Annotated in this window: 20 protein-coding genes and 2 pseudogenes; 12 read left to right on the top strand and 10 right to left on the bottom strand. The window is 73.1% G+C overall.

All coding sequences use genetic code 11. The features are described from left to right. Nucleotides 1–227: 227 nt before the first annotated feature. From GA0074692_RS14920 to GA0074692_RS36520, 5 genes are all read right to left on the bottom strand, one after another. Nucleotides 228–1,277, bottom strand: a complete 1,050-nt coding sequence (locus tag GA0074692_RS14920) for an AraC-like ligand-binding domain-containing protein (protein WP_218106669.1) — start codon at nt 1,275–1,277, stop codon at nt 228–230. Nucleotides 1,278–1,511: 234 nt separating this feature from the next. Continuing rightward, nucleotides 1,512–2,015 (bottom strand): hypothetical protein, encoded by a 504-nt coding sequence (locus tag GA0074692_RS14915; protein WP_091645007.1) that lies wholly within the window; start codon nt 2,013–2,015, stop codon nt 1,512–1,514. 64 nt (nt 2,016–2,079) lie between these two features. Beyond that, nucleotides 2,080–3,717: a RecQ family ATP-dependent DNA helicase gene (locus GA0074692_RS14910; RefSeq protein WP_091645005.1), complete on the bottom strand. Its 1,638-nt coding sequence runs from the start codon at nt 3,715–3,717 to the stop codon at nt 2,080–2,082. 96 nt (nt 3,718–3,813) lie between these two features. Then, a complete protein-coding gene (locus GA0074692_RS14905) occupies nt 3,814–4,764 on the bottom strand; it encodes a TIGR03557 family F420-dependent LLM class oxidoreductase (protein ID WP_091645003.1) in 951 nt (316 codons plus the stop codon). Nucleotides 4,765–4,922: 158 nt separating this feature from the next. Next, entirely contained in the window at nt 4,923–5,048 is a 126-nt protein-coding gene (locus GA0074692_RS36520; protein ID WP_269148516.1) for a hypothetical protein, read from the bottom strand. A 168-nt stretch (nt 5,049–5,216) separates the two neighbouring features. Between GA0074692_RS36520 and GA0074692_RS14900 the strand changes: the two genes are divergently transcribed. Continuing rightward, nucleotides 5,217–6,704 (top strand): glycoside hydrolase family 3 protein, encoded by a 1,488-nt coding sequence (locus GA0074692_RS14900; RefSeq protein ID WP_091645001.1) that lies wholly within the window; start codon nt 5,217–5,219, stop codon nt 6,702–6,704. A 35-nt stretch (nt 6,705–6,739) separates the two neighbouring features. On the opposite strand, the gene GA0074692_RS14895 is transcribed toward GA0074692_RS14900, so the two are convergent. Continuing rightward, entirely contained in the window at nt 6,740–7,036 is a 297-nt protein-coding gene (locus GA0074692_RS14895; protein WP_091653478.1) for a GNAT family N-acetyltransferase, read from the bottom strand. Nucleotides 7,037–7,192: 156 nt separating this feature from the next. Between GA0074692_RS14895 and GA0074692_RS14890 the strand changes: the two genes are divergently transcribed. The 7 genes and pseudogenes from GA0074692_RS14890 (at nt 7,193) to GA0074692_RS14860 (ending at nt 11,633) form a co-directional block, all read left to right on the top strand. Further along, nucleotides 7,193–7,558 carry a hypothetical protein gene (locus tag GA0074692_RS14890; RefSeq protein ID WP_091644999.1) on the top strand — a complete coding sequence of 122 codons (366 nt, stop codon included), beginning with the start codon at nt 7,193–7,195 and terminating at the stop codon, nt 7,556–7,558. A 60-nt stretch (nt 7,559–7,618) separates the two neighbouring features. Then, the gene (locus GA0074692_RS14885; RefSeq protein WP_091644997.1) at nt 7,619–8,440 is read left to right on the top strand and encodes a DUF1206 domain-containing protein; all 822 of its coding nucleotides are present in this window, start codon (nt 7,619–7,621) and stop codon (nt 8,438–8,440) included. Between the two features lie 78 nt (nt 8,441–8,518). Beyond that, a pseudogene (locus GA0074692_RS14880) lies at nt 8,519–9,709 on the top strand (mechanosensitive ion channel family protein); the annotation flags it as partial. A 286-nt stretch (nt 9,710–9,995) separates the two neighbouring features. Continuing rightward, complete coding sequence (locus GA0074692_RS14875) at nt 9,996–10,430, top strand: phage holin family protein (RefSeq protein WP_091644994.1); 435 nt, start codon at nt 9,996–9,998, stop codon at nt 10,428–10,430. After that, nucleotides 10,427–10,738, top strand: a pseudogene (locus GA0074692_RS36965) (DUF3618 domain-containing protein); the annotation flags it as partial. The gene GA0074692_RS14875 and the pseudogene GA0074692_RS36965, both read left to right, overlap by 4 nt. A gap of 146 nt (nt 10,739–10,884) precedes the next feature. Continuing rightward, complete coding sequence (locus GA0074692_RS14865; RefSeq protein WP_091644989.1) at nt 10,885–11,157, top strand: DUF4235 domain-containing protein; 273 nt, start codon at nt 10,885–10,887, stop codon at nt 11,155–11,157. Nucleotides 11,158–11,429: 272 nt separating this feature from the next. Then, nucleotides 11,430–11,633 (top strand): cold-shock protein, encoded by a 204-nt coding sequence (locus tag GA0074692_RS14860; protein ID WP_030338233.1) that lies wholly within the window; start codon nt 11,430–11,432, stop codon nt 11,631–11,633. Nucleotides 11,634–11,814: 181 nt separating this feature from the next. Here GA0074692_RS14860 and GA0074692_RS14855 read toward each other — a convergent pair whose 3' ends face one another. Further along, nucleotides 11,815–12,012: a hypothetical protein gene (locus GA0074692_RS14855; protein ID WP_091644987.1), complete on the bottom strand. Its 198-nt coding sequence runs from the start codon at nt 12,010–12,012 to the stop codon at nt 11,815–11,817. A gap of 231 nt (nt 12,013–12,243) precedes the next feature. On the opposite strand from GA0074692_RS14855, the gene GA0074692_RS14850 reads away from it, so the two are divergent. Both GA0074692_RS14850 and GA0074692_RS14845 read left to right on the top strand, forming a co-directional pair. Next, entirely contained in the window at nt 12,244–13,038 is a 795-nt protein-coding gene (locus GA0074692_RS14850; RefSeq protein ID WP_091644985.1) for a trans-aconitate 2-methyltransferase, read from the top strand. Then, complete coding sequence (locus GA0074692_RS14845) at nt 13,035–14,060, top strand: adenosine deaminase (protein WP_091644983.1); 1,026 nt, start codon at nt 13,035–13,037, stop codon at nt 14,058–14,060. The genes GA0074692_RS14850 and GA0074692_RS14845 overlap by 4 nt, the downstream gene beginning before the upstream one ends. Nucleotides 14,061–14,373: 313 nt before the next feature. On the opposite strand, the gene GA0074692_RS14840 is transcribed toward GA0074692_RS14845, so the two are convergent. Both GA0074692_RS14840 and GA0074692_RS14835 read right to left on the bottom strand, forming a co-directional pair. Then, nucleotides 14,374–15,768: a HAMP domain-containing sensor histidine kinase gene (locus GA0074692_RS14840; protein ID WP_176738453.1), complete on the bottom strand. Its 1,395-nt coding sequence runs from the start codon at nt 15,766–15,768 to the stop codon at nt 14,374–14,376. Between the two features lie 20 nt (nt 15,769–15,788). Further along, nucleotides 15,789–16,478, bottom strand: a complete 690-nt coding sequence (locus GA0074692_RS14835; RefSeq protein WP_091644981.1) for a response regulator transcription factor — start codon at nt 16,476–16,478, stop codon at nt 15,789–15,791. A 73-nt stretch (nt 16,479–16,551) separates the two neighbouring features. Between GA0074692_RS14835 and GA0074692_RS14830 the strand changes: the two genes are divergently transcribed. Both GA0074692_RS14830 and thrS read left to right on the top strand, forming a co-directional pair. Further along, the gene (locus GA0074692_RS14830; RefSeq protein WP_091644978.1) at nt 16,552–17,472 is read left to right on the top strand and encodes an ADP-ribosylglycohydrolase family protein; all 921 of its coding nucleotides are present in this window, start codon (nt 16,552–16,554) and stop codon (nt 17,470–17,472) included. A gap of 300 nt (nt 17,473–17,772) precedes the next feature. After that, nucleotides 17,773–19,773, top strand: coding sequence for a threonine--tRNA ligase (thrS, locus tag GA0074692_RS14825; RefSeq protein WP_091644976.1), 2,001 nt, complete (start codon nt 17,773–17,775; stop codon nt 19,771–19,773). A 99-nt stretch (nt 19,774–19,872) separates the two neighbouring features. Here thrS and GA0074692_RS14820 read toward each other — a convergent pair whose 3' ends face one another. Next, a complete protein-coding gene (locus tag GA0074692_RS14820) occupies nt 19,873–20,625 on the bottom strand; it encodes a D-Ala-D-Ala carboxypeptidase family metallohydrolase (RefSeq protein ID WP_245730311.1) in 753 nt (250 codons plus the stop codon). Nucleotides 20,626–20,714: the final 89 nt, after the last annotated feature.

Raw genomic sequence — 20,714 nt, 5'->3', positions numbered from 1 at the left:
CCTGGGCTGGCCCCGCTCGAGGAGGCCTGACCGGCCCCACCCGGCCTGGCGGAGGCGACGGTGGGGCCGGGCGTTCGGCCCGGGGCCGGACGACGGGGGACCGGGTGCCCGGAGAGCGACGTCGCGGCCTGAGCTCACGTCACACCGGCACTGCGGCCGGCGGGGCGCTGCCGCAACCCCCGTTGCCCGCGCGGCCCTCTCCTCGCAGCCGGTCACCGGACCGGCACTCAGCCGGTCAGTGGCCAGTATGCCGGGGGTCGGTTGTCCGAGCGTGCCACCGGGTTGACCGTCCGTGCCAACTCGTGGGCCGCCCGGTACGACCGGGGGCTCATCCCGTACGCCGCCCGGAAGGCCCGACTGAAGTGCGCCTTGTCGGTGAATCCCCAGCGCCAGCCGATCGCCTGCACCGGCCGGTTACGCAGCCTCGGGTCGGCCAGGTCCCGCCGGCAGCGCTCCAGCCGACGCCGGCGGATCAACTGGGCGACCGTGTCCGGCTCCTCGGCGAAGAGCCGGTGCAGCGAGCGCAGCGAGACGTGGTGCGCGTCGGCCACGGTCTGCGGGGTCAGCATCGGGTCGCCGAGGTGCCGGTCGATGAAGGCACGGACCTGCGCCAGCGTCGCCTGCTGCCGGACGTCGACGGGGAGCGCCGCCTCGAGGTCGAGCTGTCGGGCGAGCAGGGCGGAGACGAGGTCGAGGGTGAGGCCGGCCAGCCGGGGCGCCTCGCTGGCGGCGTACTGCTCCGGGTGGCGGGTGAGCTGGTTGAGGTGCTGGGCGAGGAGAGCGCCCATCCCCTCCGTCCCGGAGAGTCGACCGGCCGCGAGCCGGTCGATCTTGTTCGCCGGCAGCGGCAACAGGGACCGGGGGACCACCACCGTCGCCGAGGCGGCCGGTGCCAGGCCGCCCTGGTCGGCGTGGTGGAAGAGCTGGTGCGGCCGGCCGTAGTCGAGGAGGGTGAAGGCGTCCCGGCCGACCATGGTGTGCCGCCGGGCGGCGCTGATCCCGCTGGACCCGGTCAGGGTCAGGGCCAGCTGGTAGATGCCGGGATCGGCCTGCCGGATGAGCTTCGGGGTGCGTCGCCCCGTGAGCGACTGGTAGTGGAACCGGGTGAGCTGGACGCCGCCGAGGTCGATCAGCCGGGCGCCGCCCTGGAAGTCGGCTGCGTGCTCGGTGGTCATGGCGAGCGGCGCGACGGCCCGCCCGGTCACCTCCAGCCAGTACGGCCACCGGTCGGCCGGTGGCAGGTGCCGGGTGTCCACGCTCTCCGTCGGCAGCATCATCCCCACTTCCTGACCGACACCGTCCTCATCGTCCGGACGGCGCCGGCAGCCCGGACGTGGTGTTTGGGCAGGGTCACGGACGGCTACCGCGAGGATACCTCCACCGCGCTGACCACCCACGGGGTCCGAAGCCGACGGACGCGGACGGCCGTCCCGACCGGCGGGGCGGGACGGCCGGCAACCTCCCCACGACGCTGACCTGACGGCCACCAGGTCGCGGGAGTACGGCGCGGATCAGTCGTTGAGCACCTGCGCGAGGCGGTCCCGGAACCGGCGCTCGGAGTCGCTGACCACGTCCCCGCCGATGCCGAGGATCCCGCCCGTCGCGGCTGCCGTGACCACCTGGTCGGCGACCTCCACCAGCCAGTGCCGGTACGCCCCGGCCTGCCCCTCGTCCACCCGCGTGGCGAGCAGCGCGGCGGCCTGCCCGGCCCGGGTCAGTACGTCGTCGATCAGCGCCTGCGGATCCGACGGCGCGAGCACCGGCAGTTCCTCGCCGGCCTCCGGGTCGCCCACCCGGGCGACGATCTCCCCGGCCACGGCGGCGACCAGCGGGCTCGCCGACTCCCGGCCGGCCGAGATGGTCTCCAGTCCGGCGGCGGTCTCCGCCCGGGTGCGCCGGGTGCCGTCGGACTCCGCCGCGCTCGCCGCGGTCAGGATCGCCTGGGGCAGGCCGACCAGCAGCCCCCACTCCTCGTCGGAGAACCCGAACCCGGTGTACGCCGGCTGTTCGATCACGCCTTCGCCCCTCTCGCTGTGCACCAACCTCGACGGCACCGCCCTACGGCGGCAAGGAATCAGGCTAGACGAGTGTCAGTAACGACTGCCCACTCACCACGGGCACGGACAGCGTCTTGTACCCGACGTCGTCGAAGAGAACCGTCATCCGGTCCTCCTCGTAGCCGAGCACCATGCCGGCGCCCCACTCCGGATGACGGACCTGGCTGTGCACCGGGAAGGGCGAGTCGTCGGCCTCGCGGACGACGGCGACGCTGGTGCCGGCGTGGCAGTTGTCGCAGTGCCCGCAGACCTCGGTCATCTGTTCCCCGAAGTACGCCAGCAGCGCCTGCCCCCGGCAGCCGGTGGTCTCGGCGAAGGCCCGCATCATGTCGGTCCGGGACCGGGTCACGGTCTGCTGGCGTTCCGCCTCGGCCAATGCCGCCCGCGCGGCGTCCCGGGGGGCCGGGGCGTAGCGGGGGGCGCCGATCAGCTGCCGGCCCCGGGGCGCGACGGCACCGACCTGTTCGAGCAGGGCGAGGTACTGGCCGAGCTTGCGGGGGCCGAGACCGGTCAGCTCCCGCAACTGCTTGCGGTTGACCGGCTTGGCGTGCAGCAGTGCGGCCAGTTCGTGGAGTTGCCGCTCGTCCGGCAGGCCGCCGGTGAAGTAGCGTTGCAGCCCGATGTCCTCGGCCTGCCAGAGCAACAGCACCCGGGCCGGCTGGCCGTCCCGTCCGGCCCGGCCGATCTCCTGGAAGTAGCTGTCCGGCGAGTCCGGCAACGCCACGTGCACCACCCAGGCGATGTTCGGCTTGTCGATGCCCATGCCGAACGCCGAGGTCGCCACCATGATCGGCACCTGGTCGGCGAGGAAGGCGCGGTGCAGTTCGTCGCGGGCACCGGCCGGCATGCCGCCGTGGTAGTACTGCGCGGGAAAACCGGCGTCGGTGAGCCGTCCGGCCAGTTCCTCCGCCGACCGTCGGGTCGGGGTGTAGATGATGCCCGGCCGCTCGTCCTCGCGCAGCAGCGCGACCAGCCGCCGCCACCGGTAGTCCTCGGTGGGACAGTGCGCGACCTCCAGGAAGAGGTTCGGCCGGTCCAGCCCGGACAGCACCAGCTCCGGGTCACGCAGGCGCAGCCGGGCGACGATGTCGTCGCGGACCGGCGGCGACGCGGTCGCGGTCAACGCCACCACCGGCGGCCGGCCGATGCCCTCGATCAGGTGCCCCAGTGCCAGGTAGTCGGGGCGGAAGTCGTGCCCCCAGGCGGAGATGCAGTGCGCCTCGTCGATCGCCACCAGCGCCGGCCTGAGCGCGCGGACCTCGGCCAGCCGGGTCGGGTCGCTGAGCTGCTCGGGGGTGATGAAGAGGAACTCCGCCCGCCCGTCACGGACATCGGCGAGCGCCTTGGCCTGCTGGCTGGGGGTCTCGGCGGAACTGATCCGGACCGCCCGCAGTTCCGGCCGGCGCCGCTCGTGCAGGGCGGCGATCTGGTCCTGCTGGAGGGCGAGCAGCGGAGAGATCACCACGGTGCATCCCGGGATGAGGCTCGCCGGGATCTGGTAGATGGCGGACTTCCCCGCGCCGGTGGGCAGGACCACCAGCGCGTCGCGCCGCCGCATCACTGCCCGCATCGAGGCGAGCTGGTTGGGACGCAGCTCGTCCCAACCGAACAGGTCACGCGCGGCGCGACGGAGGGCGGTGGTGTCCCGGAAACGTCTCATCGGTGGCCGGTGGTACCCGGCCCGGCCGGGGGCGAAACCGGGGCGTGGCCCGGCGGCACCGGGGCGTTTCCGCTGGTGGACGCGGTCCTGCCCGGCTCACCGCAGCCGGGGCAGGACCGCACGCTGGTACAAGTCGAACAGCCCCTGCCAGTGCGGGCCGACGTTGGCCACGTACACCTCGTCGAAGCCGGCCCGGGCGTACGCCTCGATCTTCGCCAGGTGCGCGTCGGCGTCCCGGCCGCAGACGAACGCCTCCCGCGCGCTGTCCGGGCTCACCAGTTGGGCGGCCTGCTCGAAGTGCCTCGGCGAGGGGAGCACCTGGGACAGCTCGCCCGGCACCCCGGCGTTCGGCCAGCGCTCGTACGCGATCCGCGCGCCCTCGTCGACGCTGTCGGCGTACGCGGCCTTGAAACCGGCCTGGCACGGCTTGTCGCCGCCCCCGCCGTCGCGGAACCGCCGGACCAGGTCGGCGTCCGGGGAGGTGTTGATGTAGCCGTCGCCGATCCGGGCGGCCAGGTCGACGGCCTTCGGGCCGAAGCCGGAGACGTAGACCGCCGGGGGTGTCTCCGGCCGGGTGTAGATCCGGGCGTGCTCCACCGTGTAGTGCCGGCCCCGGTGGTTGACGAAGCCGCCGGCCCACAGCTCACGCATCACCCCGACCGCCTCCGCCAACATCTCCAGCCGGACGTCGGTGCCCGGCCACGCGTCGCCGAGGATGTGCTCGTTGAGGGCCTCGCCCGAGCCGACGCCGAGCACGAACCGCCCGGCGTGCAGCACCGAGCTGGTGGCCGCGGCCTGGGCCAGCACCGCCGGGTGGATACGAACGGTCGGGCAGGTCACGGCGGTGGTGACCGGCAGCCGGCAGACCTGGCTGAGCGCACCGATCATCGACCAGACGAAGGGGCTCTGCCCCTGGGCGTCCACCCAGGGGTGGTAGTGGTCGGAGATCCACAGTGCCTCGAATCCGGCCCGTTCGGCACCGCGCGCCTGCGCCAGGAGTTCGGCCGGCGTGAACTCCTCGCTGGACAGGAAGTAACCGATCCTCATCGTTTCCCCTCCGCCGCGTCCGTGGTCGGGCCCTCCGGTCGGACAACCTCGGCGGTACCCCGGGGGTGACGCGTCATGCCGGGTCCGGCACCCGGTCCCGGCGACGGGGCGGAGCCCGCCGCGAGAGCGTCAGCGGCGGGGCGGGCCGACCGGGAGGATCAGCGGAACATCGCGCGGATCGCGGCGATCAGGAGCAGGCCGCCGACGACCAACCCCAGCAGGCGGACCCCGGGGATGTCGTACCAGTCGACCTCGTCGGCGGCGGTGATCAGCGAGGAATGCACTCCCGCACTGTCGCACGACCCGGCCAGTGAGTGCCACGGCAGGCATCGGTCCGTCACGCCGCGTAATAGAAAGGTTTATTGACTATTAGGTGGTCCGGTGTGACCATGACAGCACCGCGGGCGGCGGGGCGGGCCCGCCGCCGGAGACCGAGGGGGTACGGGGGCCACATGAGCGCACCGATGGGGAACCTGGCGAGCCTGGCCGCTGCCGTCCTGCAACCCGGGTTCGTCGGCACCACCCCGCCCCCGTGGGTCCGCCGGTGGCTCGGCGAGGGGCTCGGCTCGGTGGTCCTGTTCGCCCGCAACGTCGTCGACCCGGCCCAGGTCGCCGCGCTCACCGCCGCGCTGCGCGCCGAACGACCGGACGTCGTCGTCGCCATCGACGAGGAGGGCGGCGACGTGACCCGGATCGAGTCCGGGCCGGGCAGCTCCCGTCCGGGCAACCTCGCCCTCGGCGCCGTCGACGACGTGGCCCTCACCGAGGAGGTGGCCCGGGACCTCGGGGCGGAGCTGGCCGCCGCCGGCGTCACCCTCGACTACGCGCCGGACGCCGACGTCAACTCGAACCCGGACAACCCGGTGATCGGGGTACGCGCGTTCGGCGCCGATCCCGCGCTGGTCGCCCGGCACACCGCCGCCTGGGTCCGTGGCCTCCAGGCGGGCGGGGTCGCCGCCTGCGCCAAGCACTTCCCCGGGCACGGCGACACCCGGGTCGACTCGCACCACGACCTGCCCCGGATCACCGCCGACCGGGCCCGCCTCGACGCGAACGAGCTGGTGCCGTTCCGGGCCGCCATCGCCGCCGGGGTGCAGGCGGTGATGACCGGGCATCTCGTGGTCCCCGCCCTCGACCCCGACCTGCCGGCCACGCTGAGCCGGCGCGTCCTGACCGACCTGCTCCGCGACGAGTTGGGCTTCCACGGCGTGGTGGTGACCGACGCGGTGGAGATGCGCGCGGTCGCCGGCACCTACGGCCTGGTCGGCGCGACGGTCCGGGCGCTCGCCGCCGGGGCGGACGCGATCTGCGTCGGCGGGGAACACGCCGACGAGGAGACCGCCCGCCGGCTGCGCGACGGCATCGTGGCGGCGGTGGTCGCCGGGGACCTGCCCGAGGAGCGGCTCGCCGAGGCGGCCAAACGGGTCGGCCAGCTCGCCGCCTGGACCACCACCGCCCGTGCCGCCCGCCCCCGGTACACCGGCGGGAACGGGGTCGGGCTGGCCGCCGCGCGTCGGGCGGTCCGGGTCACCACCGACGACGGCGGACCGCTGGTGCCGCTCACCGCCCCGGCGCACGTGGTGGAGTTCGCGCCGCCGCGCAACATCGCCATCGGCGCGGAGACCCCGTGGGGGATCGGCGCGCCCCTGGCCGAGCTGCTGCCCGGCACCACCACCGTCCGGTACGCCGAGGCGGACGTACCCGCCGACCCGGCCGCCGGCACGCCCGGCCGGCCCCTCGTGCTGGTGGTCCGCGACCTGCATCGGCACGGGTGGATGCGGGCGGCGGTGGAGCGTATATTGGCCGCCCGCCCGGACGCGGTGGTGGTCGAACTCGGCCTTCCGGTGCTGGTCGCCGGGCGGGTGCACGTCGCCACGCACGGCGCGAGCACGGCCGGGGCGTGGGCCGTCGCCGAACTCCTCAGCGGGATACGGGCCTGACCGAGTCCCACCCGCCGCCCTCCGGCGCCGGCCGGCTACGACCCGTCGGTGGCGGTGACGAGGTCGGCGTAACCGGGGTGGCGGTCGATGAAGGCGGCCATGAACGGGCAGCGCGGGACCACCCGCGCGCCGCGCCGGCGTACCTCGTCCAGCGCGCCCCGGACCAGCGCCTCGCCGACGCCCGCGCCCCGGAACGCCGGATCCACCTCGGTGTGGGTGAAGACCAGCACGTCTGCGCCGCGCGGCCGGTACGCGGTGAACCCGGCCAGCGCGTCGTCGACCAGGATCTCGAAGCGGCGGCGGGCCGGGTCGTCCTCCACGAGGTAGCTCACCCGGCCATTCTCCCTCCGGAACGCACCCGGCCGGTCCGGTTCGGCCAGCAACCGGTCGACCTCCTCGACGGTGTGGTCGGGGTGAACACGTGCCCGCCCCGGCCAGCCAAGATCGTCGTGGTGCCGGGGTGGAGCGGGTTGCGTACCCTTGCCTCCGTGACGAACCGACGCGCCACCCCCGCCCTCACCCCCGCCCGCCGCGCCGCCGGCCTGGTCGCCGGCCTTGTACTGGGCGTCGCCGTGCTCGCCGGTTGCAGCTCGGAGAACGCCACCACCGACTGTGGACTGGACGCCTGTACGGTCACCTTCGACCGGGGCGTCGAGGCCAGCGCCAACGTCCTCGGCATCGAGGCCAAGCTGATCAGCGCCCAGGACGATCAGGTCACCGTCGAGGTGGCCGGCGAGCAGCTCACCCTCACCACCGGCCAGCAGGCCACCGAGGTCGGAGGCTTCACGGTGTCGGTCGACAGTGTCACCGACGCCAACGTCACGATCCGCGTCGCGCGTAGTCCCGGCAGCTGACCGCCCCCGGGCGGCGGGGCCCGACGTTTGAGGACCATGGGGATCGGTGAATCTGCCGCCATGTCTCTCACCCACAGTGCCCAGGCCACCGCCGCCCGCACGGCCAACAGCCGGTGGCTGGAAACCCTCGCCCGAGTCGGCTTCATCGGCTACGGGATCGTCCACCTTCTCTTCGCCTGGCTGGCGTTGCAGATCGCCTTCGGCAAGTCCGCCGACGACGGGGACCAGTCCGGCGCCCTGCGGACCCTCGCCGCCCAGCCGATGGGCAAGTTCCTCGTCGTCGCGATCGCGGTCGGCCTGCTCGCCATGGCGATCTGGCAGGGGCTCGAAGCCGCCGTCGGGCACCGCGCCGAGCGTGGCGGCGAACGGGTCGTCGAACGACTTGCCTCCACCGGCCGCACCATCGTCTACCTCTACTTCGCCTGGACCGCCTGGAAGGTCTTCTCCGACGCCGGCTCCAACAGCGCCGACAAGCAGGAGGCGCTCACCGGCGAGCTGATGACCTCCTCCGGTGGTCGCTGGCTGGTCGGCCTGGCCGGGCTGGTGCTCGCCGCCATCGGGGTCGGCCTGGTCATCTACGGCCTGGTCAAGCGCTTCGAGAAGCACCTGAAGACCGGCGAGATGAACCCCCGCACCCGGAAGCTGGCCCGCCGCCTCGGCGTCGCCGGCTACGTTGCCAAGGGCATCGCGTACGCCATCGCCGGCATCCTGGTCGTCGTCGCCGCGGTGAACTACGACCCGGAGAAGGCCCGTGGCCTGGACGCCGCCCTGCGGACCCTGCGCGAGCAGTCCTACGGCACGATCCTGCTCACCCTCGTCGCGCTCGGCATCGCCGCCTTCGGCGCGTTCTGCTTCCTCCAGTCCCGCTACCGGAAGGTGTGACGCTGGTCGGTTCGTCGTTCGGCGGGCAACATGGGGCCTTTGCCATGTGATCAACCGTCGGCATGAGGGAGAGAAGCAGTGCAGAGCTACCTCGGGACGGTCGTCGCCGCGCTCGTCGCGGCGGCGATCGCCCTTCTGGTGGTCGAGGTCACCCATCGGCTGGTCCGCCGGCTCGGTCGGAACTCGTTGCTGATGGGAGAGCTGGCCGACCACGCGCACCGGCCGTTGAAGATCGCCGCCACCGTGCTGGCCGTCCAGTTCGCCATCCGGTTCAGCACCGGCTACGCGGTCGGCGACCAGTGGCGGCAGGTGCTGCTGCACGTGCTGGTGCTCTGCGTGATCGCCAGCACCGCCTGGCTGGTGGCCGCGCTGCTGGTGGTCGTCGAGGACACCGCCCTGGCCCGGTTCCGGATCGACGTGCCGGACAACCGGCACGCCCGCCGGGTGCGTACCCAGGTGGTGATGCTGCGTCGGCTGACCATCGCGGTGATCGTGGTGCTCACCATCGGTGTGATGCTGATGACCTTCCCCAGCGTCCGGGGTATCGGGGCCGGCGTGCTGACCAGCGCCGGTGTGGTCGGTGTGGTCGCCGCCCTGGCCGCGCAGAGCCTGCTCGGCAACGTCTTCGCCGGACTGCAACTGGCCTTCAGCGACGCGGTGCGCCTCGACGACGTGGTGGTCGTCGAGGGGGAGTGGGGTCGGATCGAGGAGTTGACCCTGAGCTACGTGGTGGTCCAGATCTGGGACGACCGCCGGCTGATCCTGCCCACTTCCTACTTCACCAGCACGCCGTTCCAGAACTGGACCCGGACCCAGGCGGCCGTGCTCGGCACCGCCGAGTTCGACCTGGACTGGGCGGTGCCGGTGCAGGCCATGCGCGAGGAGTTGCGTCGCCTGGTCGAGAGCACCGAACTCTGGGACGGTCGGGTCTGCGTGCTCCAGGTCACCGACGCCACCGGCGGCAACGTCCGGGTCCGGGCGCTGGTCAGCGCCGCCAACGCCGGCAACCTGTGGGACCTGCGGTGCCTGGTCCGCGAGCACCTGGTCGCCTGGGTACGCGAACAGCGCCCCACCGCCATGCCCCGCCTCCGTACCGAAGTGGGTGACGCCAGCAGCGAACTGCCCTGGCAGTGGGTGCAGCCCCGCCGACCGGTCCGCCGCCCCGACGGCGGCGTCCCGGACGACGCCCGGCTCTTCGGTGGCAGCGACGACGGGGAGGCCCGAAGCGAGGCATTCGTCGGCCCGGACGAGCCGGTCGACGGCCACCGTTTCGCGGAAGGCGAGTCGGACGACGGCGCTCGCCGCCGGCCGCGCGACGGGCGTGAGCGGGACGACGCGGCCGAGCCCGCCCGCAGCCACCGCTGACCGCCGGTGCGAAGGTGCCCGGAGCACGGCTCGCCGCCACCCGACCCCGGCCGCCGGTCGGGTTTGGGTTTGACCGGGCGGTTTGTGGGGACGCGCACTCGGCGCGGTCCGCTCCGACTGGTCGCCCCGCGCAGGATTGATCCCTGGCGAGTCAGGGCATACAGCGCGGTGAGGAAGAAAGGAGGACAGCATGGCTGACGTCGCGAATCCCAGTACGTCCCGGACCCGCAACGAGCCGTCGACTGCGGAGCTGGTGCAGCGCGCCACGGAGCAGGTCTCCCGACTCGTCCGAGACGAGCTGGCACTGGCCCGCGCGGAGCTGACCGAGAAGGGCAAGCGCGCCGGCATCGGGGTCGGCCTCTTCGGCGGCGGCGGGGTGCTCGCCGTCTACGGGCTCGGCGCGCTGCTCACCGCCGTCGTCCTGCTGCTGGCACTGGTGCTGCCGGCGTGGCTGGCCGCCCTGATCGTCGCCGTGGTGCTCTTCGTGTTCGCGGGGATCTTTGCCCTGGTCGGCAAGAAGCAGGTCAGCCAGGCGGTGCCACCGGTGCCGGCGGCGACGGTCCGCAGCGTCCGCGCGGACGTCGACACGGTCGCCGCGGCGGTCCGGGACAGGGGCCGGCCATGAGGGGCAACGGGACCGGTGACCCGGAGGCGCTCCGCGAGGAGATCCGGCGGACCCGGATCGAACTCAGCGAGACGGTAGAGGCGTTGGCCGCGAAGGTCGACGTCAAGGCGCGCCTGCGGGAGTCGGCCGGGCAGGCCCGGGAACGAATGCGCGAACAGGCCGGGCAGACCCGCGAGCGGATGCGCGAGCAGGCGGGACAAGTCCGCCGTCAGGCGGCCCACCAGGCGGGACAAGTCCGCCGTCAGGCGGCCCAGCAGGCCGGACAGGTCCGCCACCAGGCGGCCCAGACGATGGCGAGGGTACGCGGGCAGGCCGCCCAGACGGCCGGCACGGCGCGCGGCCAGGCGCGGGGGACGGGCGCGCTGGTGCGGCGGGACCCGGTGCCGTGGGCGGTGCTCGCGGCCGGCGCGTTGGCTACCGTGGTGGTGCTGGTGATCGTCGGCGGGAGGCGTAGGTGAGCAGGGGTATCAACAAGGTCGCGTACAAGCCGGTGGGTGTGCTCCTCGGCGTGGCCGCCGGTGCCGTCGCCGGTGCGGTGTTCCGGCAGGTGTGGAAGATGACCGCGGGGGACGGCGAGGCGCCCAGCGCCACCGACGAGGACCGTGGCTGGGCCGAGATCCTGGCCGCCGCCGCCCTCCAGGGCGCGATCTTCGCGGTGGTCCGGGCGGCGGTCGACCGGGGTGGCGCGGTGGGTGTCCGTCGGCTGACCGGGCACTGGCCCGACTGAGCGAGGATCCCCGGCCCCCGTCCGAGACCGGACGGGGGCCGTGCCATGTCCGGGCGGCTCGGTGTCTGGCGTCCTTCAGGTCACATGTAGGAGAATTTCGTCCGGTAGGCTGTGCAGAGTTTTTGCGTACGTGGTTTGCTGTTCCCCGCTGTTGAGAGATGGCGTGGGTTGAGAGAAGTCTCCTTCCAGGGGGCCGCCTCAGGCGCCGCTGCTCGAAAACGGCCAACCGGCCGCACGGCGTGCTCGGCCGCCAGTTTTAGAAGGAGATACACATGGCGCAGGGAACCGTGAAGTGGTTCAACGCAGACAAGGGCTTCGGCTTCATCACCGTCGACGGCGGGGGTGCTGACGTGTTCGTCCACTTCTCGGCGATCCAGACCAGCGGCTACCGCTCGCTGGAGGAGAACCAGCGGGTGGAGTTCGAGATCGCCCAGGGCCAGAAGGGCCCGCAGGCGGAGCAGGTCCGTCCCATCTGAGCAGCACCGGTCGGCCCCCGCCGGCCAACAGGCTGACCCGTCCCCACGGGTCCGCCCCTGTAAAGCCCCGTGTCCAGACCGGACGCGGGGCTTTCCGCATGGCCCGCCCGTCGGTCGGCCGTTCTGCGGGCGGTCAGGGACACGCGTGGTCAGGAACGCTGGTGGTCGCGGACACGCGTGGTCAGGAACGCGGGCGCCGGGCGCGCATCCCGAACCAGAGCACCACGAGCCCGACGAGCACCAGCAGCGGTCCGACCAGCGCCCAGATCCGCTGGTCGGTCAGGACGCTGCCGCTGACGTAGCCCAGCCCCTGCACCGTCCAGACCGCCCCGACCACGACGGCCAGCAGGCCGAGCGTGAGTGGAAGCCACCCCTTCACCGTTTCCCCTTCCTGCCGTGAGCCGCCCCGCCGATCGGGACAGCAACGTTTGCGGCCCGGCCCCGGTCCGGGTCGACCTGTCTGGCACCGAGACGGACGACGCCCACCCGGCGGCCCAGCCGGTCGGGGGTAGGCTGCTTCATTTGGCTGAGCCTAGTGATCCGGTCACCGGGCCACGCGAGGGGTTGGACGAGTTCGCAGCGGGACACCCGTACGGTTTGGAGGTTCGCCATGTGGGATCCGGCCAGCTACCTGCGCTTCACCGAGGAACGATCCCGGCCGTTCCACGACCTGGTGGCCCACATTCCGGCGCGGTTGCCGCGGACCGTGGTCGACCTGGGCTGTGGGCCGGGGCACCTCACCGCGACCCTCGCCGACCGGTGGCCGGAGAGCCGGATCGCCGGCATCGACTCCTCCCCGTCGATGGTGGACCGGGCCCGGCAGCAGGCCGGGCGGGTCACCTTCACCGTCGGTGACCTGCACGACTGGGAGCCCGGGCCGGACGTCGACGTGCTGCTCACCAACGCCGTACTCCAGTGGGTGCCCGGCCACCAGCGGCTGCTCACCCGTTGGGCGCGGGAGCTGCCGCCCGGCGCCTGGCTGGCGGCGCAGGTGCCCGCGAACTACGACGCCCCCTCTCACCGCACCCTGTGGGCGGTGGCCGACCAGGGGCCGTGGCGGGCGGAACTCCTCCCGCTGCTGCGCGAGGCCCCGGTCCGTGACGCCGTCGGCTACGCCGAGCTGCTGGCCGGTGCCGGCTGCGCGGTGGACGCCTGGGAGACTACCTACGTGCACCTCCTGCCGGCCCCGGCCGACGCCGACCATCCCGTGTTCACCTGGCTGGAGGGGACGGCCCTGCGTCCGATCCGGGCGGCCCTCGACGACGCCACCTGGGACCGGTTCCGCGCGACGCTCAGCGCTCGGCTCGTCGAGCACTACCCGGTCCGGCACGGTCAGGTGTACTTCCCCTTCCGCCGCGTCTTCTTCGTGGCCCGCACCCCCACCCGAGTCGAGGAGAATCCGTGACCGACCTGTCCTCGTTCATCGCCGGACTGCCCAAGGTGGAGCTGCACGTGCACCACGTCGGCTCCGCTTCGCCCCGGATCGTCGCCGAGTTGGCCGCCCGGCACGAGGGCCGCAGTCCGGTGCCGGCCGACCCGGAAGCGCTCGCGGCCTACTTCGAGTTCCGCGACTTCGCCCACTTCATCGAGGTCTACCTCAGCGTGGTCGACCTGATCCGGGACGACACCGACGTCTGGATCCTCACCCACGAGGTCGCCCGGGAACTGGCCCGGCAGCAGGTCCGCTACGCCGAGCTGACGGTGACGCCGTACTCGCACGTGCGGCGGGGCATCCCCGCGCCGGCCTTCTGCGAGGCGATCGAGGACGCCCGCAAGCGGGCCGAGGCGGACTTCGGCATCGAGCTGCGCTGGTGCTTCGACATCCCGGGCGAGGCCGGACTACCGGCCGCCGAGGAGACTCTGCGGATCGCCCTCGACCAGCGTCCGGATGGGCTGATCTCGTTCGGCCTGGGCGGCCCCGAGATCGGTGTGCCCCGGCCGCAGTTCAAGCCGTACTTCGACCAGGCCCGGGCGGCCGGGCTGCGCTCCGTCCCGCACGCCGGGGAGACCACCGGCCCGCAGACCGTCTGGGACGCGTTGCGGGACCTGGGCGCGGAGCGCATCGGGCACGGCATCTCCGCCGCCCAGGACCCGGAACTCCTCGCCCATCTCGCGCAGCAGCGCATCGCCCTGGAGGTCTGCCCCACCTCCAACCTCAGGACGCGGGCGGTGACGAGCCTGGACGAGCACCCGCTCGGGCGGCTCGTCGAGGCCGGCGTGTTGGTCACCATCAACTCCGACGACCCGCCGATGTTCGGCACCACGCTGAACGACGAGTACGCCGTCGCCGCCCGGCTGCTCGGGCTGGACGCTGCGGGGGTGGCCGGGCTGGCCCGGGACGCGGTGACCGCGGCCTTCCTGCCGGAGGAGGAGAAGCGGCGACTCACCGCCGAGATCGACGCCTACCTCGCCGCGACGCTCCGCTGAGCCGTCGGCCAGCGCTGGGCCGTCGGCCGGGGCTGAAACATCGATCGGGCAAGGCGTCGATCGAGGCTGAGGCGTCGATCGGGTTGGCGCCGGGCGAGGGACGCGCGACGGGGGCTGGTGTGGGGGACCGTACCCCCGCCGCGCGTATGGCTCCACCAGCCGTTGGGATGGTCCCGGGGCGTAGGCCGGTGGAACTGATGGGTTCGCGCCCACGAGCCTGCCATCCGGCGTGTCCGTACGGCGGATCGTTAAGGCGGATCTAAGGAAGACCTGAACCGGCCGAAAGCGAACCGCTCCCGGGGCCGCCGCTGGTTCAGTCGTCGGAGCGGCGGGGCCGGGGCCAGCGCCGGCGGCCGCCAGGCTCCCGGGCCATCCGGCCGACCAGCCCGAACCGGTTGACCGGCCGGGGCGTCGCCTCCGGGTCGGCCAGCAGCATCACCACGCTGGCCCCGCCCAGCCGGGCCCGGTCGATGCTCACCGAGCCGTTGGCCTGTAGGGCGACCCGTCGGGCGATGTCCAGCCCGAGTCCGGTGGAGCCCTGGTCGCTGGCCCCTCGGCACAGCGCCCGGTCGGGGTCGGCGATACCCGGGCCGGCGTCGTCGATTCGTAGCGCGACGTAGCCGTCCCGGCGGGAGACCGCCACCTCGAACGCGGTGCCCTGCGGCGTGTAGCGGAAGACGTTGCCGATCACCGCGTCGAGGGCGGCGGCCAGCTCGGCCCGGGGCACCGAGGCCGGGATGCGTAACTGGGCCCCGGTCACCCGGTGCGGCCGGTGCTGGTCCCCGGCCAGCGCCGACCAGAACACCATCCGGTCGCGGACCACCTCGCTGACGTCGCACTCGGCCGGCCCGGTGTCGTGGGTGATCGCCTTGCGGGTGGTCTTGATCAGCACGTCCACCTCGCCCTCGAGGGTGACGATCGCCTGCCGGAGCCGGCGGATGCTCCGGCGCCGGTCCAGCTCGTCCGCGCTGAACGTGCCCACGCTGGTGTCGTCGGAGTCCAGCGCCTCGGCGTCCAGTCGCAGCACGGTCAGCGGGGTGCGCAGCCGGTGGGACAGGTCGGCCACCAGCTCCCGCTCGTCCGTGCGGGTGGCGACCAGCCGGTCGGCCATCCGGTTGAAGGCGTACCCGGCCTCGGCCAGTTCGCGCGGGCCGGCGGGTTCGACGCGTACCGCCAGGTCGCCCTCGCCGAGCGCGAGCGCCGCCTGGACCAGACCACGGGCCGCGTCGCTGGCGCGGGCGGCGACCCGGTCGACCACGACGACCGCGGCGCCCACCAGGGCCACGGCCACCGCGCCGAGCAGCAGCCAGGTGCGGGTACCGTCGCCGGAGGTCGTCTCCGGGACGAAGACCTCGATCACGGCGACCTGGTCGCCGAGGACCACCGGGTCGAGCCGGACCCGGCCACCGGGCACGCCGACGACCAGCGAGCGCCGCTCCCGGCCGGCCCGGGCCACATCCGCCTGCTCGGCCCGGCCGCCGGGATCACCGCCGAGCCCGTGGACCACGGGTCGGGCGGCCGGGTCGCCGCCGGTCGCCTCCACCGCGCGGGCGACGTCCTCGGCCCGGGTGCTGACCGCCAGGGTGCCGGTGACCAGGGCGGCGCGGCTCGCGGCGTCGGCCAACGCCTCCTCCCGGGCCCGGTCCTGCATGGTGGTGCCGAGCGGGATCAGGAACGCCAGCGCCACCAGGGAGACCATCCCGGCCACCAGGGCGGCGAGCGTGCCCCTCAGTCCGGCGCCACCAGCCGAAAGCCCACCCCCCGCACGGTGCGCAGGTAGCGCGGCTTCGCCGCGGACTCGCCCATCTTTCGACGTAGCCAGTAGAGGTGAACGTCGATGGTCTGGTCCTCGCCGACCGACGGCTGACGCCATACTTCCTCCAGGAGTTCCCGGCGCGACACTACCCGCCCGGGCCGGGCCGCCAGGTACGCCAGCAGGTCGAACTCCTTACGGGTCAGCGCCAGCGGCTCCCCGTCGAGGTGGGCGCTGCGTTCGCCCACGTCCACCCGGAGCCCGCCCACGGTGTGCACCACCGGCTGGATGTTGCGGCTGGCCCGCCCGACCCGGCGCAGCACCGTGGTGATCCGGGCGTCCAGGTGCGCGCCGGTGAACGGCTTGACCATGTAGTCGTCCGCGCCGGCGCGCAGCAGCCGGACCACCGACTGCTCGTCGTCCCGGGCGGTGGCGATGATGATCGGGACGTCGGTGATTCCGCGCAGCATCCGCAGCGCGTCGGAGCCGTCCAGGTCGGGCAGGCCCAGATCGAGCACGACCAGGTCCGGGGTCTCCGCCGCGACCCGGCGCAGCGCCTCCAGCGCTGTACCGACCGCGTGCACGGCGTGCCCCCGGTCGGTCAGGGAACGCAGCATCGCGCCGCGGACGACATGGTCATCTTCGACCAGGAGCACGGTGGCCACGCCAAGACGGTACTGCCCCGGGCAGGCGGGTCGCGTTGCGGCGTACCGGCAGGCCGGGCAAGCTGGTCCAGCGATGTCCTTCACGATCTTCAGCGACACCCGGTTGGCGCTCGCCCGGGACAGCCTCGCCGGGCTCTCCGTCGGCGACGCGCTCGGCTCCCAGTTCTTCGTGCCCGGCAACGACCCGACCGACCTGGCCGCCGGCCGGCTTCCCGCGCCGCCCTGGTCGTGGACCGACGACACCGAGATGGCCTGCTCGGTGGTGCGGGCCCTGGCCACCGCCGGGCGGATCGACCGGGACGCGCTGGCTCTGGCCTTCGCCGGGCGCTGCGAGCCGTACCGGGGGTACGGGCCCGGGGCGGTGACCATCCTGCGGCTGATCCGCACCGGCACCCCGTGGCCGGTGGCCGCCGCCTCCGCCTTCGACGGGCAGGGCTCGTGCGGCAACGGGGCGGCGATGCGGGTCGCCCCGTTGGGCGCGTACTTCGCCGACTCCACTGCCCGGGCCGCCGCCCAGGCCCGGGCGTCGGCCGAGGTCACCCACGCCCACCCCGAGGGGATCGCCGGCGCGGTCGCGGTCGCCGTGGCCGCCGCGCTGGCCGCCCGGGCCCGCCTGGACGGACACCGGCCGGACGCCGCCCGGCTGCTCGCCGGGGTCGCCGGAACGCTCGAACCGGACAGTGAGGTCCATCGGGGGGTACGCCGGGCGGCCGAACTGCGGGACCGGCCGCTGACCGAGGCGGTCGACGCGCTCGGCAACGGCTCCCGGGTCACCGCGCAGGACACCGTCGCCTTCACCCTCTGGGTGGCCGCCCGTCACCTGGCCGACTACCCGGCGGCGATCCGCGCCTGCGTCGAGGCCGGCGGCGACGTGGACACCACAGCGGCGATCGTCGGGGGCGTGGTCGCCGCGTACGCCGGGGTGGGTACGCCCGGTGGGGTGCCCACCGACTGGCTGGCCGCCCGTGAGCCGCTGCCGGCCTGGCTCGCCTGACGTCACCGTCCGGGCGTCACTGTCCGCGCGTCGCCGTCCACGTGTCGCCGTCCGCGCGTTGCGTGCACGAACCCGCCTCACCCTCACGCTGCCCCGCCCCGCCCCGCCCTCGCCCGCCACCCGTCCGCGCCCGCGTAGCCGGCGCCCGCCGTGCCCGGGTGGTTGCAGGGGACCCCTGCTCATCAAAAAGCGGTAACAGGGGTCCCCTCCTTTCCCGGCGGCGGTGGGGGGTGGGGCGACCGATAGCATCGGCGCAGGGCCGTACCTCGGCCGTAACCGTGACGTTTTGGAGGAGCCATCGTGTCCGCACCCCGTACCCCTGCAGTGGCCGACCCCGTCGTCGTCGCCGCCGGGACGACGGCGGCCGACGCGGTGGCGGCGGCCGGGCTGCCCGCGACCGGGCCGAAGGCGATCGTGGTGGTCCGCGATCCGCAGGGCCAGTTGCGCGACCTGGACTGGAAGCCGGCCGAGGAGACCGAGGTCGAGCCGGTGAGCCTGGACTCCCCGGACGGGCTGAACGTGCTGCGCCACTCGACCGCGCACGTGCTCGCCCAGGCCGTGCAGGACGTCTTCGGAGAGGCGAAGCTCGGCATCGGCCCGCCCATCGAGAACGGCTTCTACTACGACTTCGACGTCGACAAGCCGTTCCAGCCGGACGACCTGGCGAAGCTCGAGAAGCGGATGCAGGAGATCGTCAAGTCCGGGCAGCGCTTCCGGCGGCGGCGCTTCAACAGTCTGGACGAGGCGAAGGCCGAGCTGGCCGACGAGCCGTACAAGCTGGAGTTGATCGACGTCCAGGGCGAGGGGCTGGACTCCTCCGAGGTGATGGAGGTCGGCGGCGGTGAGCTGACCATCTACGACAACCTCGCCGCGAACGAGGAGAAGGTCTGCTGGTCGGACCTGTGCCGGGGCCCGCATCTGCCGAACACCCGACTGATCGGGGCGTTCAAGCTGATGCGCTCGGCGGCCGCGTACTGGCGGGGCTCGGAGAAGAACCCGCAGCTCCAGCGGGTGTACGGCACCGCCTGGCCGACCCGGGACGAGCTGAAGGCGTACCTGAAGCTCCTCGAGGAGGCCGCCCGGCGCGACCACCGCAAGCTCGGTGTGGACCTCGACCTGTTCAGCTTCCCCGACGAGTTGGGATCGGGGCTGGCGGTCTTCCATCCCAAGGGCGGGATCATCCGTCGGGAGATGGAGAACTACTCCCGGATCAAGCATGAGCAGGCCGGTTACGCGTTCGTCAACACGCCGCACATCACCAAGGGCCACCTGTACGAGGTCTCCGGGCACCTCGACTGGTACGCCGACGGGATGTTCCCGCCCATGGAGGTGGAGGGCGCGAACTACTACCTGAAGCCGATGAACTGCCCGATGCACGACCTGATCTTCCGGTCCCGCGGGCGGTCCTACCGTGAGCTGCCGCTGCGGATGTTCGAGTTCGGCACGGTGTACCGGTACGAGAAGTCCGGCGTGGTGCACGGGCTGACCCGGGTACGCGGGATGACCCAGGACGACGCGCACATCTTCTGCACCGAGGAGCAGATGGCCGGCGAGCTGAAGTCGCTGCTCGCCTTCGTGCTCGAACTGCTGCGTGACTACGGCCTCGACGACTTCTACCTGGAACTCTCCACCCGCAACCCGGAGAAGTCGGTCGGCACCGACGAGAACTGGGAGCGGGCCACCGAGGCGCTGCGGTCGGCCGCCGAGGAGTCCGGCCTGAACCTGGTGCCCGACCCGGGTGGCGCGGCCTTCTACGGCCCGAAGATCAGCGTGCAGGCGAAGGACGCGATCGGCCGGACCTGGCAGATGTCCACCATCCAGGTCGACTTCAACCTGCCGGAGCGGTTCGGGTTGGAGTACCAGGCCGCCGACGGCACCCGGCAGCGGCCGGTGATGATCCACCGGGCGCTCTTCGGCTCGATCGAGCGGTTCTTCGGGGTGCTCACCGAGCACTACGCCGGCGCGTTCCCGGCCTGGCTGGCCCCGGTGCAGGCGGTCGGTATCCCGATCCGCGAGGAGCACACCGACTACCTCCGACAGTTCGTCGACACGTTGCGCGCCGAGGGGATCCGCGCCCAGGTCGACGCCGGTGACGACCGGATGCAGAAGAAGATCCGTACCGCCCAGCAGCAGAAGATCCCGTTCATGGTGATCGCCGGGGACGACGACGTGGCCGCCGGCACCGTCTCGTTCCGCTACCGGGACGGCTCGCAGCGCAACGGCGTGCCGCTGGCCGAGGCGGTCGCGCACGTCACCGAGGTGGTCCGCTCCCGCACCAACGCCGGCCCGTCGGCCGCCTGACCCGGGACGTACCGGAGGCCCCCGCCAGTGGCGGGGGCCTCCGTCGCGACCGGCCGGGGATCAGCTCCCGCAGCGGGCCTTCGTCATGACCGGCCGGGATCAGATTCCGCAGCTCGGGGCGGACCAGGACTGGCTGGGCGAGTTGCCCAGGTGGGTGTGGTCGTTGTGGCCCGGGTAGCCGGGGCCGAGGATGTTGCTGAAGCCGTGGTTGCGGGCCTGCTGGGCGAGCCGGCAGAACGACGGCGAGCCGGTCAGGTCGACGCCGTCGCCGTAGAGGTGCCGGCTACCGGACGCCCCGCCGACGGCGCTGTTGCAGGCGTAACTGCGGAACCCGCTGCTGATGTAGAGCGGCACACTGCCGAGGGCACGCCGCATGGCCTGGAGCTTCCACATCGAGACCAGCGCGTTGAACTTGGCGCTGCTCGCCGAGACCGCGCCACCCGACCAGTCGCCGTTGCACCGGTTCCACTCGGCGTAGCTGAAGTTGACCGGGGTGCAGTCGTCGTCCTGGAGCGCGTAGAGCTGGTTGTAGGTCTGCGGGCCGGCGACGCCGTCGGCGGACAGCCCGTACGCCTGCTGGAAGCGGATCACCGCGGACCGGGTCGCCGGGCCGAACGCGCCGTCGATGGCGATCCGGGCGCCGTAGCCGGGGTAGCCGGAGACGCGGATCTGGAGCTGCCGGACGTCCTCGCCGCTCGCGCCCTCGGCGAGGTTGCGGCCCCAGGTGTAGCAGCCGTCGGCCTGGGCGGCGCTGCTGGTCGCGGTCACGCCGACCAGGCTGGCGACCGCGGCGAGCGTCAAGGCCGTCAGGGCGCGGCCCAGACGGCGGAGAACGGTGGTACCTCGGTTCACGACGCACACTCCCATCGACGATCATCTCAATAGATTGGTATGAAAGTCTTAGTGCTCATGGCCTGGGCGTCAATATTCTTCACACATTC

Source organism: Micromonospora pallida (assembly GCF_900090325.1).
GTDB lineage: Bacteria > Actinomycetota > Actinomycetes > Mycobacteriales > Micromonosporaceae > Micromonospora > Micromonospora pallida.
This window is presented reverse-complemented; position numbering and strand designations above follow the sequence as displayed.